General features: G+C 66.7%; 15 protein-coding genes. 5 read left to right on the forward strand and 10 right to left on the reverse strand.

The features are described 5' to 3' along the window. The first annotated feature begins 48 nt into the window (after positions 1-48). Complete coding sequence (locus RQG82_RS05495) at positions 49-1,050, forward strand: IS481 family transposase (protein WP_042540845.1); 1,002 nt, start codon at positions 49-51, stop codon at positions 1,048-1,050. Here RQG82_RS05495 and RQG82_RS05500 read toward each other — a convergent pair. From RQG82_RS05500 to RQG82_RS05510, 3 genes are read right to left on the reverse strand one after another with little or no spacing between them, the layout of a single operon-like run. Continuing rightward, positions 1,047-1,985: a transketolase family protein gene (locus RQG82_RS05500; RefSeq protein WP_042540843.1), complete on the reverse strand. Its 939-nt coding sequence runs from the start codon at positions 1,983-1,985 to the stop codon at positions 1,047-1,049. The two genes, RQG82_RS05495 and RQG82_RS05500, sit on opposite strands and share 4 nt — an antisense overlap. Further along, on the reverse strand, positions 1,975-2,826 hold the full coding sequence (locus RQG82_RS05505) for a transketolase (RefSeq protein WP_042540841.1): 852 nt from the start codon (positions 2,824-2,826) through the stop codon (positions 1,975-1,977). The genes RQG82_RS05500 and RQG82_RS05505 overlap by 11 nt, the downstream gene beginning before the upstream one ends. Beyond that, positions 2,823-3,269 carry an RpiB/LacA/LacB family sugar-phosphate isomerase gene (locus tag RQG82_RS05510; protein WP_042540839.1) on the reverse strand — a complete coding sequence of 149 codons (447 nt, stop codon included), beginning with the start codon at positions 3,267-3,269 and terminating at the stop codon, positions 2,823-2,825. The genes RQG82_RS05505 and RQG82_RS05510 overlap by 4 nt, the downstream gene beginning before the upstream one ends. Here RQG82_RS05510 and RQG82_RS05515 point away from each other — a divergent pair. Further along, the gene (locus tag RQG82_RS05515) at positions 3,226-4,404 is read left to right on the forward strand and encodes an HAD-IIA family hydrolase (RefSeq protein WP_311258113.1); all 1,179 of its coding nucleotides are present in this window, start codon (positions 3,226-3,228) and stop codon (positions 4,402-4,404) included. The two genes, RQG82_RS05510 and RQG82_RS05515, sit on opposite strands and share 44 nt — an antisense overlap. A gap of 339 nt (positions 4,405-4,743) precedes the next feature. Here RQG82_RS05515 and RQG82_RS05520 read toward each other — a convergent pair. The 5 genes from RQG82_RS05520 to RQG82_RS05540 form a co-directional block, all read right to left on the reverse strand. Beyond that, a protein-coding gene (locus RQG82_RS05520) for an IS5 family transposase (RefSeq protein WP_156145918.1) occupies positions 4,744-5,638 on the reverse strand; the annotation gives its coding sequence in 2 pieces (ribosomal slippage) (positions 4,744-5,286 and positions 5,288-5,638; 894 coding nt in all). Between the two features lie 802 nt (positions 5,639-6,440). Beyond that, on the reverse strand, positions 6,441-7,790 hold the full coding sequence (locus tag RQG82_RS05525; protein WP_311258114.1) for a dihydrolipoamide acetyltransferase family protein: 1,350 nt from the start codon (positions 7,788-7,790) through the stop codon (positions 6,441-6,443). Between the two features lie 34 nt (positions 7,791-7,824). Then, positions 7,825-8,790, reverse strand: coding sequence for an alpha-ketoacid dehydrogenase subunit beta (locus RQG82_RS05530; RefSeq protein WP_311258324.1), 966 nt, complete (start codon positions 8,788-8,790; stop codon positions 7,825-7,827). 11 nt (positions 8,791-8,801) lie between these two features. Further along, the gene (pdhA, locus tag RQG82_RS05535; RefSeq protein WP_396653567.1) at positions 8,802-9,932 is read right to left on the reverse strand and encodes a pyruvate dehydrogenase (acetyl-transferring) E1 component subunit alpha; all 1,131 of its coding nucleotides are present in this window, start codon (positions 9,930-9,932) and stop codon (positions 8,802-8,804) included. Between the two features lie 92 nt (positions 9,933-10,024). Beyond that, positions 10,025-11,092: a histidinol-phosphate transaminase gene (locus RQG82_RS05540; RefSeq protein WP_311258116.1), complete on the reverse strand. Its 1,068-nt coding sequence runs from the start codon at positions 11,090-11,092 to the stop codon at positions 10,025-10,027. 58 nt (positions 11,093-11,150) lie between these two features. Here RQG82_RS05540 and RQG82_RS05545 point away from each other — a divergent pair, with 58 nt between their 5' ends. Next, positions 11,151-11,555 carry a phage holin family protein gene (locus RQG82_RS05545; RefSeq protein ID WP_311258325.1) on the forward strand — a complete coding sequence of 135 codons (405 nt, stop codon included), beginning with the start codon at positions 11,151-11,153 and terminating at the stop codon, positions 11,553-11,555. A gap of 31 nt (positions 11,556-11,586) precedes the next feature. On the opposite strand, the gene RQG82_RS05550 is transcribed toward RQG82_RS05545, so the two are convergent. Continuing rightward, the gene (locus RQG82_RS05550; RefSeq protein ID WP_311258117.1) at positions 11,587-12,867 is read right to left on the reverse strand and encodes a hypothetical protein; all 1,281 of its coding nucleotides are present in this window, start codon (positions 12,865-12,867) and stop codon (positions 11,587-11,589) included. Next, positions 12,864-13,127 carry a hypothetical protein gene (locus RQG82_RS05555; RefSeq protein WP_311258118.1) on the reverse strand — a complete coding sequence of 88 codons (264 nt, stop codon included), beginning with the start codon at positions 13,125-13,127 and terminating at the stop codon, positions 12,864-12,866. Before RQG82_RS05555 ends, RQG82_RS05550 begins: the two co-directional genes overlap by 4 nt. Before the next feature lie 167 nt (positions 13,128-13,294). On the opposite strand from RQG82_RS05555, the gene RQG82_RS05560 reads away from it, so the two are divergent. After that, entirely contained in the window at positions 13,295-13,834 is a 540-nt protein-coding gene (locus RQG82_RS05560) for a low molecular weight protein-tyrosine-phosphatase (protein WP_311258119.1), read from the forward strand. Beyond that, positions 13,834-15,216 (forward strand): adenylosuccinate lyase, encoded by a 1,383-nt coding sequence (gene purB, locus RQG82_RS05565; RefSeq protein WP_311258120.1) that lies wholly within the window; start codon positions 13,834-13,836, stop codon positions 15,214-15,216. The genes RQG82_RS05560 and purB overlap by 1 nt, the downstream gene beginning before the upstream one ends. Positions 15,217-15,285: the final 69 nt, after the last annotated feature.

Consider the following 15,285-nt stretch of genomic DNA (forward strand, 5'->3'; position numbering starts at 1 on the left):
CGGCAGAGTGGAGCTGCTACCGCATCCGCTCTGAACCAGGAGGTTCTCGTGTCTCACGCTAACGCGGCGCTCACCCCGCGCCAAAGGCTCCGTCTTGCACAGAAGATCGTCGACGAGGAGTGGACGGTCGCCGCGGCGGCGGACTACTTCCGTGTCTCCTGGCCCACCGCCGCGAAATGGGCGCGACGCTACGTAGAGCTCGGTGAAGCGGGGATGGCCGACCGGTCCTCGCGCCCGCATGCGCATCCGAACAAGACCCCGACGCACCGTGTGAAGAAGATCGTGCACCTGCGGATCCGCAAGCGCCTGGGGCCGGTCCAGATCGCCGACCGCGTCGGGATGCCGGCCTCGACCGTCCACGCGGTGCTGAAACGGTGTCGACTGAACCGGCTCTCGCATGTCGATGTGAAGACCGGGGAACCCGCCCGCCGGTACGAGCACGACAAGCCCGGCGCGCTGATCCATGTCGACGTGAAGAAGCTCGGCAACATCCCCGACGGCGGCGGCTGGCGCTACGTCGGACGGTCCCAAGGCGACCGCAACCGAGCAGTCACGGCCAAGCGCACCGGAAAGCGAGGCATCGCCGGCGACATGGTCACCGGCACCGCCTACGTCCACACCGTCATCGACGACCACTCCCGCGTCGCTTACGCCGAGATCCACGACGACGAACGCGCCGAGACCGCGATCGGCGTCCTGCAACGGGCCGTGTCCTGGTTCGCCGACCGCGGCGTCCGCGTCGAACGGGTCCTCTCGGACAACGGCCCCGCCTACCGCTCCCACGCCTGGCGACGCGTCTGCGCCGAGCTCGCCATCACACCCAAGCGCACACGTCCTTACCGTCCGCAGACGAACGGGAAGATCGAGCGATTCCATCGCACTATGGCCGACGGTTGGGCCTACGTGAAGCACTACAACAGCGAATCAGCCCGCCGCGCAGCCCTGCCCGCCTGGCTGCACTTCTACAATCACCACGGGCCCCACACTGCGATCGGGAAGCTCCCGCCCATCAGCCGGATCTCAAACAACCTGCCTGGGCAGTACACCTAGCGGACGAGCAGCCGAATGCGCTCGTCCAGTCCCGCGGCGTCAAGCGCGTATCGAGCAAGCAGTCCTGAGTACGTACCGGTGACGATGTGCTCATGCGGCAACCCGATGGCGTGCACGGGAATTCCCGAGGATGCCAGAGCCTCGCCAACGGCCGCGGAGAGACCGCCGCGGGTGTAGTGCTCCTCGACAGTGATGACTCGTCCGGTGCGATGAGCGGACGCGCGGATAAGCGCCGCGTCAACAGGTTCGACAGTTGGCATCCCGATGAGGTCCACATCGATGCCGTCGTCCGCGAGCCGTTGCACCGCGACCACGACCTCCGGGGTGATGGTCCCCGTCGTGACGACCGTTGCGCGAGACCCTTCCCGAATCATCCGCCCTTCCCCGATGGTGAACGGTGCCTGTGGGAACAGATCGGGGATCGATGGGCCCCCGATGCGCATGTACACGGGCCCGTCGTGCTCAATCATCGCCTTCGCTGCCTCCCGGATCTCTCCGGGGTCCTGGGGTGAGAGGACGACGACACCGGGAAGCATGCGGATGATTGCATAGTCTTCGAGGGAGTAGTGTGTGGGCCCGAGGTCGGAGTAAGTGATCCCTCCGTTGCGACCGACGATCTTGACGTTCTGACCCATGTACGCGATGTCATTGCGGAATGCTTCGTAGTTCCGGTTGGTGACAAACGCTGCGATGGCCGCGAAGACGGGGATCTTGCCGGTCGACGCGAGACCTGCGGCGACGCCCGTCGTTCCGTGCTCCTGAATGCCGAACTCATAGTAGCGGTCGGGGAAGCGCTCGCGGAATGAGCCGAACCCCGACGACAGCCCGCTGTCGGCGGAGAGGACGACGACACGGTCATCGTCCGCAGCGAGGTCGGTCACTGCTTGCCCGAAGGTCTTTCGCGGATCGATAAGAGTAAGCGTCTCAGCAGCCATGGTCGTTCCATTCGCGCAGGTTGTCGATGCGGGCGTGCACTTCACGTTCGGCTCGGTCGAGCTCCTCGACCGTCGGCTTCCAGTAGTGCGAGGCAAGGGTTCCCTCCAGGAAGCTGATGCCCTTCGCCTTCGTCGTGCGAGCAACGACAACGGTCGGCCGGCCCTTTTCGCCATCCGCAACGCTGACAGCGTCGAGGACGGCATCGATATCGTTCCCGTCGATGGTGACGGTATTCCACCCGAACGCCGCGAACTTGTCGGCAATCGGCTCCATGTTCATGACTTCAGCGGTCGGCCCGGAAATCTGCAGATCGTTGACATCGACGAAAGCGACGAGGTTGTCGAGTCGGTGGTGCGCAGCAATCGACGCCCCTTCCCAGTTCGCCCCCTCGGGGAGCTCACCGTCCCCAAGGATGGTGAAAACCCGTCCTCCGTTGCTCGCGGCACGGAGGCCCAGTGCCATCCCTGCAGCAATCGACAGCCCGTGACCCAGGGCACCCGTATTCGCTTCGATGCCCGGAAGCTTGTGAAGGTCGGGGTGACCGCCGAGTTTGCTGCCGACAGAGCCGTACGTGTCGAACAGCGCCTCCTCGAAGTAACCGCGACGCCCGAGAACTGCGTACTGCGCCATTGCTTTGTGGCCCGCGGACAGCAGGAACCGGTCGCGATTCGGGTCCTTCGCGGCTTGCGGGTTGACGCGCATGGTCGCGAAATACAAGGCGGTCACGATGTCGATGCACGAGAGCGCCCCGCCGAGGTGGCCAGAACCGCCTGCCCGCACCATCCGCAGGACGTTGAGGCGTGCGAGCTCCGCCTCGATCTGCAGCGGGATGGCATTCATACGCGAGTGTTCTCGGTTTCGTAGTCGTACAGAGCGACGAGCTTCGGCGCACTCCGCTCGTTCTCCACGTACGACACCGACAGGTACTCGCGAACGAGTCGCTTGACCGACTCGACGCCGGTGACCTGAGCTCCGAAAGCGACCATGTTGGCGTCGTTGCTTAGCTGTGCACGCTCGGCCTGGTACGCATCCGTGAGCAGGGCGCAGTATGCGCCGGGAACCTTATTCGCCGAGATGGAGACCCCGATGCCGGTGCCACACATCACGACACCACGCTCGACCTCCTTCGCCGCGACGCTTTCCGCCACCGCAATGGCCGTCTTCGGATATAGGGGGTCGTCGGAGCCGAAATCGCGAACCTCGTGGCCGAGCTCGCGAAGGTAATCAGCGACGGCATCCTTGAGGGTTGTTGCGTTCGGGTCGCAGCCAATTCCAATCAACATGCATGTCTCCTATCTATACCTGTATAGGCTTGTATATCTGAGGATAGACCGAATCGACGTAAGATGGAAGATCGGACTGGATGGTCCGCCCATCGAACTGGGAGACAGCATGGCCAGAGATGCCCACCCCACACCGCTCGATAGTGCGGACGTTATTCTCTCCGACCTCGACGGAGTCGTGTACCGCGGCGCAGCACCCATACCGCATGCCATCACCGCTCTGAACTCGGCGCGAGAAAGTAAGACGGTGGGGTTCCTGACGAACAACGCCTCCCGGCTGCCGGCGGACGTAGCCGAACAGCTGACGACAATGGGACTGCACGCCGACGCGGATGATGTCGTCACCTCGCCTCAGGCGACGCTGCTGCTCCTATCGAATGTGGTTGAGCCGGGGGCGCCGCTGTTGGCCGTCGGCGGTCCGGGGTTGACGATGGTGCTCGAAGGGGCGGGGTACCGACTTGTTCGCACGGCGGACGAGCACCCCGACGCGGTCGTCCAAGGTTTCTCACAACACGTGAGCTGGACTGACCTGGCCGAAGCTACTTACGCTCTCGCCTCCGGGATCCCGTGGGTCGCCACAAACCTCGACACCGCCCTCCCGCTCGAGCGCGGACTGGCGCCTGGCAACGGAGCACTCGTCGCTGCCATCCGCGCTGTCGTCAACCGCGAACCTCTCGCTGCCGGAAAGCCCGAGACGGCGCTCTTCGACGCCGCCCGCGAGCGATTCCCCGGCTCCCGATGGCTGTTCATCGGCGACAGGATCGACACAGACATCAGAGGCGCAAGACGATCCGAGATGAGTAGCGCTCTCGTCCTCACCGGCATCAGCCGGCCACGCGATGTCTTCGCTGCACCCCCCGATGCACGCCCCGACTTCATCTTGCGCGACCTGCGCGATCTCACCCTGCCGTACCCCTCCACCCGGCTCACGCGCAACGACCAGTTCCTGACATCGACCGTCTCCAACGCGGTGGTCGCGGCTGAAGGACAACGTGTTCGCCTCGTCACGCCAGGAAACGAGCCGATGAATGTCATCCGAGCCACAGCCGCTCTCATCTGGGAATATGCCGCAGCATTCGACAGCCTCAAGCTCGACACCGAGCTCCACGACGTCATCACCGCGGCCCTCGACTGACGGCCGGTACGTCCCTCATCAGCACCTGCCGACCTCCTGCTCTGCGAAGATCCGCAACAGCACAACATCCCCCTCGCCGGAGGGCTGACGTCGGTTACAGCGCGGGAGAGTGCTCCGTCGCCCGTCGGATGGGCGGCGTTTGCTGGATGAGTAGACGGAAGGGGAACTCATGGCTAGGACGGCAGTTGCCCCGAGTTCGTGGATTTCGACCCGATGGTCTACGACATCACATGATGGCAGTGGCTTTCGCACCGGAGCGCTCCATCACCACGTGCCCCACACCGCTGACACGTACGTGTCAATCAGCGATCCGGCTCAAAATGCGGACATCGACTCGGGCTAGGGCGTGTCTGACAAAGGTTTGGTCCATGCGATGACGGTGTTGAGGACGACGGCGGCGCGGTAGATAACGGCGAGTTTGTCGTAGCGGGTGGCGAGGCCTCGCCATTGCTTGATGCGGCAGTAGCCGCGCTCGATGACGTTCCGGTTCCGGTAGTCGGCGGCGTCGAGACCGACGGGTCTGCCGCCGCGTGAGCCGCGACGTTTGCGGTGTCCTTTCTGATCGTCGGGCTCGGGAATCACGGCTTTGATGCCTCGGCCTCGAAGGTGAGAACGGATCGCGCGGGATGAGTACGCTTTTTCGCCCCGCACCGCGTCCGGACGGGTGCGGGGCCGGCCCGTTTCGCGCCCGACCCGCAGATGTCCCATCAGCGGCAGGAACATCGGAGAGTCCCCGGCCTGCCCTGGCGTGACCAGAGTGACCAGAGGCAGCCCATTGCCATCGACGAGCTGATGGATCTTCGTCGACAGGCCACCCCTGGAGCGGCCGATGCCGTGATCAGGCGGCTCGACCTGCAGATTCTTGTAACTCGATCCAGCCCCCTGTGAGGCGGGTGATGCTCGTTGCGTGCTGATGCGCACGAGCAATCGTGGAGTCCACCGACAGCGACCAATCAATCAGGCCCGCCGCGTCTGCTGCTGCCGTGATCATCGCCGCTACCCGATCCCACGTCCCGTCGAACGCCATCCGCCGATGCCACGTCCACACCGTCTGCCACGGCCCGAACACCGGCGGCAGATCCCGCCATGCGAGGCCAGTCCGGTACCGGTAGACGATGCCCTCGACCATCGTCCGCGCATCCGAGAACTTCCGACCCGGACGCCCCGTCGGACGTGGCAGCATCGGCTCGATCAGCGACCACTGAGCATCCGAAAGCATCCGAAAACGAGACATGCTTTCAGGCTCGCAGCCAGCCACCCGAACCTTTGTCAGACACGCCCTAGTACCAACGCAGCGGTCTTGAGTTCTTAGGTTCCCTGCCGCGTTGTCGGGTCATGGTCAGCGTTCAATACTGCTTACCCAACTAGCGGGGTCCCAAGAAAGCGACACCGGCGACGATGGCGGTCACCGCTCCGACGAGAGCGAGCCAACCAATCACCTGGCTCCGTCTCGAGGGCTGTGGCGGAAAGCGAGGCGCCTCACCGAGGCGCATCCGAAGATCGTCCGCTTCTCTCTCGAGGTCCTTCCCGTGACCCACGAGGTCTGGGTTCCCGATGGAGCTCCCTCCCATCGTCTTGTCCAGCAGGTCGGCGTGCTCAGCCTCGACTTCGCGGAGACGTCTCCTCAGCTCCGAGTCATCGCCGCCCTCTGGAGCCGGGGTCATTCGCTCCGCCTCTTGCTCAGCTGAACCCCGAAGTAGATAGTCCCAAGCACTCCGGGGAGAAGCACACCAATCCCCAAGGGTAGCGACTCGCCTCCACTTAACGACAGCAAGACGACGACGACCCCGCCCACGGCAAGTATCAGCGAGAGCACAAGACCCCACACGTCCCTTGAACGCATCTCGATCCCCTAACAGCTTTCAACGGCGGACGTCACGCCTCGGGTTGTTTCGTACGGGCCCATCTCACGCCCCCTGTGAGAGGATTGCGAGGGATCCCAGTGTTCTCATGGATCAAGTCCTTGATTTGGTGCACATGGTTCGGTGCGGATCATCTTCAACAGTGATTTGACCCATTTAGAGCGAGATCTCACATCACTCCACGAGCAGTGCAGGCTCCTCGAGAACGGATGCCACGTCGGCGATGAAGCGGCTCATGCCGTCGCCGTCGATCACGCGGTGGTCGAACGAGCCGGCGACCGTGGTGACCCAGCGCGGACGCACCTCGCCGTCGACGACCCAGGGCTTCTGGCTGATCGTGCCCATCGCCACGATCCCGGCCTCGCCGGGGTTGATGATGGGAGTTCCGGCATCCATCCCGAAGACACCGATGTTGGTGATCGTGATGGTGCCGCCCTGCTGGTCGGCCGGGCTCGTCTTGCCCTCGCGGGCGGTGAGCGTGAGGCGGTTCAGCGCGCGGGCGAGGTCCTTCATGCTGAGGTCCTGCGCGTCCTTGATGTTCGGCACGAGCAGACCTCGAGGCGTCGCCGCCGCGATGCCGAGGTTCACGTAATGGCGCACGGCGATCTCGGCGCCGCCCTCGGTCTCGATCCAGGCCGCGTTCACCATCGGCGTGCGGCGCGCGGCCCAGATCACGGCACGAGCCATGATCAGCAGCGGCGAGACGCGGATGTCGGCGTAGTCGGGCGATGCCTTGAGCCGCTTGACGAGCTCCATCGTGCGGCTCGCGTCGATCTCCTTCCACACGGTGACGTGCGGGGCGGAGTAGGCGCTCTGCACCATCGCCGACGATGTCGCCTTGCGCACACCCTTGACCGGGATGGACTCGGTGCGGTCGTCGCTCTGATTCGAAGCGGATGCCGGGGCCGGCGACAGTCCGCGCGCGAGCCCCGCCGAGGCGCTCTGCGGCGCGGGCACGGTCTCTTCGCGCACGGCGCCCCACTCGGGCGTCTCGATGTTGCGGAAGACACTCGCCTGTGAGGCGTGGGTCATCACGTCGTCGCGCGTGACCTCACCGTCGGCTCCGGTGGGCGTGACCGTCGTGAGATCGACACCCAGGTCGCGGGCGAGTTTGCGGATCGGCGGCTTCGCGATCACGCCCACCGACGAGCGAACGGGGCGCTCGGCCGGACGCTTGCGCCGTGAGGTCGCACCGCCGCCCGTGCCGTAGCCGACGAGCACCGAGCCCCCGCCCTCTTCCGGGGCCGGCGCGACGGCGACCGCCGGTGCGGCACCCGCTGCAGGCTCGGTCAGGAAGGTGATGATCGGAGAGCCGACCTCGACCGTCGCGCCCTCGGCGGCGAGCAGCTCACCGACGACTCCCGCGTGCGGCGAGGGCAGCTCGACGAGCGACTTGGCCGTCTCGATCTCGCAGATGACGTCGTTGATGGCGACGGTGTCACCGGGCGCGACCTTCCACGCCACGATCTCGGCCTCGGTCAGGCCCTCGCCCACATCGGGGAGGTTGAAGTTCTGCGTGCTCATGTGCGGTCCTTTCGGAACGGTGAGATCAGGAGGTTCAGTAGGCCAGCGAGCGGTCGACGGCTTCGAGGATGCGGTCCGCATCGGGGAGGTAGATGCCCTCGAGCTTCGCGGGCGGGAACGGGGTGTCATAGCCCGAGACCCGCAGCACCGGGGCCTCGAGTGCATAGAAGGCGCGCTCCATGACGGTGGCCGCGATCTCGCTGCCGATGCTCACGAAGCCCTGCGCCTCCTGCGCGTAGACCATGCGTCCGGTCTTGCGCACCGAATTCAGGATCGGCTCGTAGTCGACCGGAGACAGCGAACGCACGTCGACGACCTCGCAGCTGGTGCCCTCGGCCTCGGCGAGCGCCGCGGCCTGCAGCAGCGTCGTGACCATGGCGCCGTGTCCGACGAGGGTCACGTCCGAGCCGGTGCGCACGACGCGGGACGAGTGCAGCGGGGCGGCCGAGGAGTCGAGCTCGACCTCGCCCTTCTGCCAGTAGCGGCTCTTGGGCTCCATGAAGATCACCGGGTCGTTCGACGCGATGGCCTCCTGGATCATCCAGTACGCGTCGTTCGGCGTCGAGGGTGAGACCACCCGCAGCCCCGGAGTGTGCGCGAAGTAGGCCTCCGGGCTCTCCTGGTGGTGCTCGACGGCTCCGATGTGCCCGCCGTAGGGGATGCGGATCACGATCGGCAGGCTGAGCTTGCCCTCGTGCCGGTTGGTGAGCTTGGCGAGCTGCGTCGTGATCTGGTCGAACGCGGGGAACACGAAGCCGTCGAACTGGATCTCGATCACCGGGCGGAACCCGGTCATCGCGAGCCCGATAGCGGTGCCGACGATCCCCGACTCGGCGAGGGGCGTGTCGAGCACTCGACGGTCGCCGAAGTCGCGCTGCAGATGCTCGGTGACGCGGAAGACACCGCCGAGCTTGCCGATGTCCTCGCCCATGAGCAGGACCTTCGAGTCGTCTTCCATGGCCCGACGCAGTCCCGAGTTGAGGGCCTTGCTGAGGGGCATCGTCTCCAGGGTCACTTGCTGTCTCCTTCGAACGATGCCTCGTACCGACCGTGCCAGGCCTTCTGCTCCGCGATGAGCGGGTGCGGGTCGCTGTACACATGGTCGAAGATCAGGTCTGCGGTGGGCGATCCGAGTTCGACGCTGCGCGAACGCAGGTCTTCGGCGGCGTCGGCCGCCTCGGCCTCCACATCGGCGAAGAGCTGCCCGGCAGCTCCCCTGTTCTCGAGGAACGCGCGCATGCGATCGATCGGGTCACGCTGGGCCCACGACTGCTCTTCGTCCGAGCCGCGATACTTCGTGGGGTCGTCGCTGGTGGTGTGCGCACCGAGACGGTACGTGACCGCCTCGATAGCACGGGGGCCCTGGCCGCTGCGGGCCTCGTCGAGGGCCGTGCGCGAGACGGCGTAGCTGGCGAGGACGTCGTTGCCGTCGACGCGCACGCTGGGGATGCCGTAGCCGGCGCTGCGCTCGACGAGCGGCACCCGCGACTGCGTCGCGACCGGCACCGAGATCGCCCAGTGGTTGTTCTGCAGGAAGAACACGGTGGGCGCCTGGTAGCTCGCGGCGAAGACCATCGCCTCGTGCACGTCGCCCTGGCTCGATGCCCCGTCGCCGTAGTAGACGATGACGGCTTCGTCCTTGTCGACGTCGCCGGTGCCGGACCGGCCGTCGAAGTTCAGCCCCATGGCGTATCCGGCCGCGTGCAGAACCTGCGAGCCGAGCACCAGAGTGTAGAGACGGGTGTTGCCGTTCTTCGGGTCTGTCGGGTCCCAACCGCCGTGCGAGACGCCGCGCATCAGCTTGATGATGTCGACGGGGTCCACCCCGCGGATGCGCGTCACGGCGTGCTCGCGGTACGACGGGAACAGCGTGTCCTGTGCGCGGGCGGCGCGGGCGGATCCGACCTGGGCGGCCTCCTGGCCGCGGCTCGGCGGCCACAGCGCGAGCTGCCCCTGACGCTGCAGGTTGGTCGCCTGGGTGTCGATCGCGCGGATGATCACCATGTCGCGGTAGAACTGCTCGAGCTCGGCGTCGCTGATCGCCTCGATCAACGACAGATACTGCTCAGCAGCCGGACTCGGCGTGAAGCGGCCGTCCTGATCCAGGACGCGTACGAGTTCAGTCTCTGACGAGGTCACGATGCCACGCTACCGCCGTGCGCATGCTCGGTCACGCATACCTAGGACGTCCTCGTATCTGCCGGGAAACCGGAGAACAGGGCGCCCCGAGCCCCTCAGAGCTGGGTCGCGGCGACCTCGAGAACGCGATCGACGGATGCCTCTTCGCCGACCGAGATGCGGATGCCGTCGCCCGGGAAGGGACGCACGATGAGGTCGGCAGACGCGAAGGCCGCAGCGACCTCGACCGTGCGCTCGCCGGTGGGCAGCCAGATGAAGTTGGCCTGACTGTCTGGCACGCGCCAGCCCTGCCTGCGCAGGCCCTCGACCAGGCGGGTGCGGCGCTCGACGATCACGGCGACCCGCTCGAGCAGCTCGGACTCGGCATCGAGGCTGGCGATGGCGGCGTTCTCGGCCGCCGACGTGACGGAGAGCGGAATGCCGGTGGTGCGCGCCGCATCGAGCACCTTCTCATTGCCGATCGCGTAGCCGATGCGCAGACCCGCGAGCCCGTAGGCCTTCGAGAAGGTGCGCAGCACGACGACGTTCGGATGCCGTTCGAAGACGCGCTCTGCGAGGCCGTCAACCGCACCGGGCGCGGTGACGAACTCGGCGTAGGCCTCATCGAGGATGATCAGCACGTCGGTGGGGACCCGCTCGACGAACGTCGCGAAGTCGTCGCTCGTGATGATCGGCCCGGTCGGGTTGTTCGGGGTGCACAGGATGACCGCGCGGGTGCGCTCGGTGACGGCATCGGCCATCGCGTCGAGGTCGTGGCGGGAGTCGGCGGTGAGAGGCACCTGCACTCCGGTCGCGCCGGCGACGAGCGGCAGGCTCGGGTAGGCCTCGAACGACCGCCACGCGTAGACGACCTCGTCGCCGACCGATGCGGTGGCGAGGATCAGCTGGTGGAGGATCGAGACGCTGCCCGCGGCGACGTGCACCTGCTCGGGCGCGACCGCGTAGCGAACCCCCAGCCGCTCGCGAAGCCGACCGGCGGTGGCATCCGGGTAGCGGTTGATCGGCGTCGTGTGCTGCAGCGCCGCCGCGACGGAGGGAAGCGGCTCGAACGGGTTCTCGTTGCTCGAGAGCTTGAAGGCGTCGGGGCCCGCCTGCTTGCCCTGTCGGTACGGCGCCAGGGCGGCGATGGCGGGGCGGATGCGCGGCAGGATCGGGTCGGTCACAAGCATGAGTCTAGATTCTGCCGCCCTCCGGCGGAGCGCATGGAAGACTGGGATGACTATGCGCTTCATCATCCGAGTCGTCGTCAACGCGTTCGCCCTATGGGTCGTGACGCTGATCCCCGCTCTGCAGGTGCAGATCACGGCATTCGCGCCGGGCGAGACCCTGCAGCTCGTGCTGACTCTGCTCGCGGTCGCCGCGATCTTCGCGCTCGTGAACACCTTCATCGGCACGGTGGTGAAGATCGTCGCGTTCCCGCTGTACATCCTCACGCTCGGCCTCATCGGTTTCGTGATCAACGGGTTCCTGCTGTGGCTCACCGCCTGGATCACGAGCAGCTTCGACTGGGGCCTCACCGTCGGCAGCTTCTGGTGGGGCGTGCTGGCCGCGCTCATCATCTCGCTGATCAACGGCGTCTTCGGCTTCATCCTGCGCCCGCAGAACAAGAAGCAGCGCCGCGACTGACGCGCAGACCCGCGCGCATCCCGCGCATCGCTCATTCGACGCGCTCGGCCTGATACTCAGTGCGCTCGATGACCTCGGCCGAGTCGAGTTCGCTCCAGAACTCGTCCACCGCGTCCATCCGAGGGTCACTCAGGGCATCGGCGACCCTCGCGGTGTCTCTGTACGTCTCCAGGTGATGCGCGTCGACCGCGAGGTCGTCGAGCGTGTCTTTCGGGTTCGCTTCGGTCGAGATGGTGACGCTGTCGTCCGACCCTGTGCCCTCGGGTGACCCTCCGCCGGCCAGCGCCGAGACCGGGTCGTTCGTGTGACGCAGCTGGATGATGGTCTGGTCGTCATCGAGTGTCGGCTCGACCGGGCTCCCCGCGGTGATCTGCATCTGCACATCGAACTCGCTCTCCATCGCGAGGTGCGCCGCGACCATCCCCGACTGCGAGTGCGCGACGACGTCGACCTCGTCTCCCGGCTCGGCGCCCGCAGCCTCGAGCGCGTCGAGGGTCGACTGGTACGACGCCGATCTCTGCCCGCCGGCGTAGAGCTGGAAGTTGGACTTCGAGTCCCACGGCTCCTTCGCTCCCCACCCGACGCTCTGGGTTCCCTGGAGATAGGCGACGAACTTCGTTGTGCCGTCGGCGAAGGAGTACTTCTCGACGGCGACCTGCGCTCCCGCGGTGGCCGGCATGCGCCCGAGGGCGCCGGCGATGCTCGACGGCGCGGCGGCTGGAGACGACGTCTTCACCGGCGAGACCGATACGCGGTCGGCCTTGCCCCTCAGCGTCTCACCGGGGAGCACCTTGCCGAGCCCCGAGACCACCCCCACCATCGCCACGGTCCCGAAGACGCTGTCATACAGCGCGGGGGTCACGAGGTTGCCGGTCAGTCCTTCGAAGCGCTCGGCGCGCCACTGGGCGATCAACTCATCGGCCATCGCGTGGATGCGGTCATCGGACGCCGCAAGCCGATCGGCACGTCGCATCAACCGCTGTGCCGTGCTCGGATCGGTCTGCGCGAGCATCTCGGCCTCGGCCCGCAGGTCGACGTACTCGTAGGCATCGGCCATGAGCAGGGTGGAGCGTGCCGTCTCCTGGCACTCCGAGTGCAGGCGAGCCACGTGCTGACCCGACGCCCACAGCCCGACCGTGTCGACGTGTGCGCTGAAGCCCGGAGTGTCGACGATGATCCGATGCGCGCGCATGATCGCGGAGCGCGCATCCTCGTAGCGGGAAGCGACGGCATCCACACGTCGAGCGACGTCACGCAGCGCGTCGGGGTCGACCGAGATCGCTCCGCCGTGATCGATGGTCAACCCGCTCACGAGAGACCGATCCGCTCAGCCTCGGATTCACGGCTGCGCATCTCGGATGCCTCGACGCGTGCGCCCCGTCGGAGCTCGTCGAGCGAATGCTGCATCGCACGCACACCGTCGGAGTGCCAGTCGGTGTCGGAGGTGAGGACGGCGAGCGATGCGCGTGCTTCGTCGAGCGCATCGACGGCGCTGTGGAGAGCTGCCACGGCCTGCGCTTTCGCCCAGGCGGTCTCAGCCGCGCCGGTCTGCGCGAGTGCAAAGGAGTACATGCGCCCAGCATCCGCGATCACCCGCCGAGCCCGGGGCGCGCGTGGCCCCGATCGGCAGAGACCGTGAAGGGATCGCTCGACCCCTTCGGCCGTGCAGAACGGGTGCACCACGCCCGGCTGGGATCCCCGGCATCGCGCGATCGGCCTTCGACCGGCAGAATAGGACGGTGACATCCCCGGATCCCTTCCGCGTGATCTTCGTGTGCACGGGGAACATCTGCCGTTCTCCGATGGCGGAGGTCGTCTTCCGCGATCTCGCGGAGCGACAGGGCCTGGGGTCGCGCATCGTGTCGCGCAGCGCCGGCACGGGCGACTGGCATCTCGGCGAACGCGCCGACCATCGCACGATCGATTCGCTCGCCCGCCGCGGCTACGACGGCTCGCAGCATCGCGCGAAGCAGTTCACCTTCGCATCGTTCTCGGAGAACGATCTGGTCGTCGCCCTCGACCGCACGCACGAGCGGATCCTGCGCGAATGGGCGCACGATGAAGACGAAGAGGGCAAGGTCACCCTGCTGCTCGCCTTCGACCCCGACGCACACAGCCAGGACGTGCCCGACCCCTACTACGCCGGCGCCGAGATGTTCGATTCGGTGCTCGGTATGATTGAGACCGCGACTCGCGGGCTGTTCCGCCAGCTCGAGCCGGCTCTTCGCCAGCCCCGCACGCCCCGCACTCCCGGGGCCCGATCAGGAGGACTCCCCTGATGACTTTCCAGCCCTCGCTCCCGCCCCAGCCGCTGAGCCCCCTCGACGGTCGCTACCGCGGCGCCGTCACCGGGCTCGCCGACTTCCTCTCGGAGGCGGGGCTGAACCGCGCCAGGGTCGAGGTCGAGGTGGAGTGGCTGATCGCGCTCACCGACCGCTCGCTCTTCGAGACCAGCCCGCTCTCGGATGCCGACAAGGAGCGCCTGCGCGCCCTGTATCGCGACTTCGGTCAGGCCGAGATCGACTGGCTCGCCGAGAAGGAAGCCGTCACCCAGCACGACGTCAAAGCCATCGAGTACCTGGTGCGCGACCGCCTGTCGACGCTCGGCCTCGACAGCATCGCCGAGCTGACGCACTTCGCCTGCACGAGTGAGGACATCAACTCGGCCTCGTACGCGCTCACCGTGAAGCGCGCGGTCGAAGAGGTCTGGCTCCCCGCGCTCGACGTCGTGATCGCCAAGCTCCGCGAGCTGGCTGCCGAGCACGCGGATGCCGCGATGCTCTCCCGCACCCACGGACAGCCGGCCACCCCGTCGACCATGGGCAAGGAGATCGCGGTCTTCGCGTGGCGTCTCGAGCGCGTGCGCGCCCAGATCGCGGCATCCGACTACCTCGCCAAGTTCTCGGGCGCGACCGGCACCTGGTCTGCGCACATCTCGGCCGACCCCGACGCCGACTGGCCCACGATCTCGCGCGAGTACATCGAGGGCCTGGGCCTGGGCTTCAACCTGCTGACCACGCAGATCGAGTCGCACGACTGGCAGGTCGAGCTCTACGACCGGGTGCGTCACGCCGGCGGGATCCTGCACAACCTCGCGACCGACATCTGGACCTACATCTCGCTCGGCTACTTCGCGCAGATCCCCGTCGCGGGTGCGACCGGATCGTCGACGATGCCGCACAAGATCAACCCGATCCGCTTCGAGAACGCCGAGGCGAACCTCGAGATCTCGGGCGCCCTGCTCGCATCGCTCGGTCAGACGCTCGTCACGAGCCGCCTGCAGCGAGACCTCACCGACTCGACCACGCAGCGCAACATCGGCGTCGCCTTCGGGCACTCGCTGCTTGCGATCGACAACCTGCGCCGCGGCCTCAACGCCATCTCGCTCTCGCGCGATGTGCTGCTCGCCGACCTCGACGTGAACTGGGAGGTTCTCGCAGAGGCCATCCAGACCGTCATCCGGGCAGAGGTCGTCGCCGGCCGCTCGTCGATCACCGACCCTTACGCGCTGCTCAAGGAGCTGACCCGTGGGCACCGCGTGGGCGCTGCGGATCTGGCGGAGTTCGTCGAAGGACTCGAGATCGGGGATGCCGCCAAGCAGCGTCTGCTCGCGCTGACCCCCGCGTCGTACACCGGCATCGCCGAGCAGCTCGCGAAGTAACCTCGCCGCACGCAGCGGTGCGGGTGGATGATCGTCCGCCCGCTCCAAACGGGGCCAGAAACGCACCGC

The organism is Microbacterium sp. WCS2018Hpa-9 (assembly GCF_031843745.1).
GTDB lineage: Bacteria > Actinomycetota > Actinomycetes > Actinomycetales > Microbacteriaceae > Microbacterium.

Coding starts and splice junctions, on each gene's coding strand:
- RQG82_RS05500 (WP_042540843.1), bottom strand. CDS start 1,985: ATGGCTGCTGAGACGCTTACTCTTATCGATCCGCGAAAGACCTTCGGG.
- RQG82_RS05505 (WP_042540841.1), bottom strand. CDS start 2,826: ATGAATGCCATCCCGCTGCAGATCGAGGCGGAGCTCGCACGCCTCAAC.
- RQG82_RS05510 (WP_042540839.1), bottom strand. CDS start 3,269: ATGTTGATTGGAATTGGCTGCGACCCGAACGCAACAACCCTCAAGGAT.
- RQG82_RS05525 (WP_311258114.1), bottom strand. CDS start 7,790: ATGAGCACGCAGAACTTCAACCTCCCCGATGTGGGCGAGGGCCTGACC.
- RQG82_RS05530 (WP_311258324.1), bottom strand. CDS start 8,790: ATGCCCCTCAGCAAGGCCCTCAACTCGGGACTGCGTCGGGCCATGGAA.
- RQG82_RS05545 (WP_311258325.1), top strand. CDS start 11,151: ATGCGCTTCATCATCCGAGTCGTCGTCAACGCGTTCGCCCTATGGGTC.
- RQG82_RS05555 (WP_311258118.1), bottom strand. CDS start 13,127: ATGTACTCCTTTGCACTCGCGCAGACCGGCGCGGCTGAGACCGCCTGG.
- purB (WP_311258120.1), top strand. CDS start 13,834: ATGACTTTCCAGCCCTCGCTCCCGCCCCAGCCGCTGAGCCCCCTCGAC.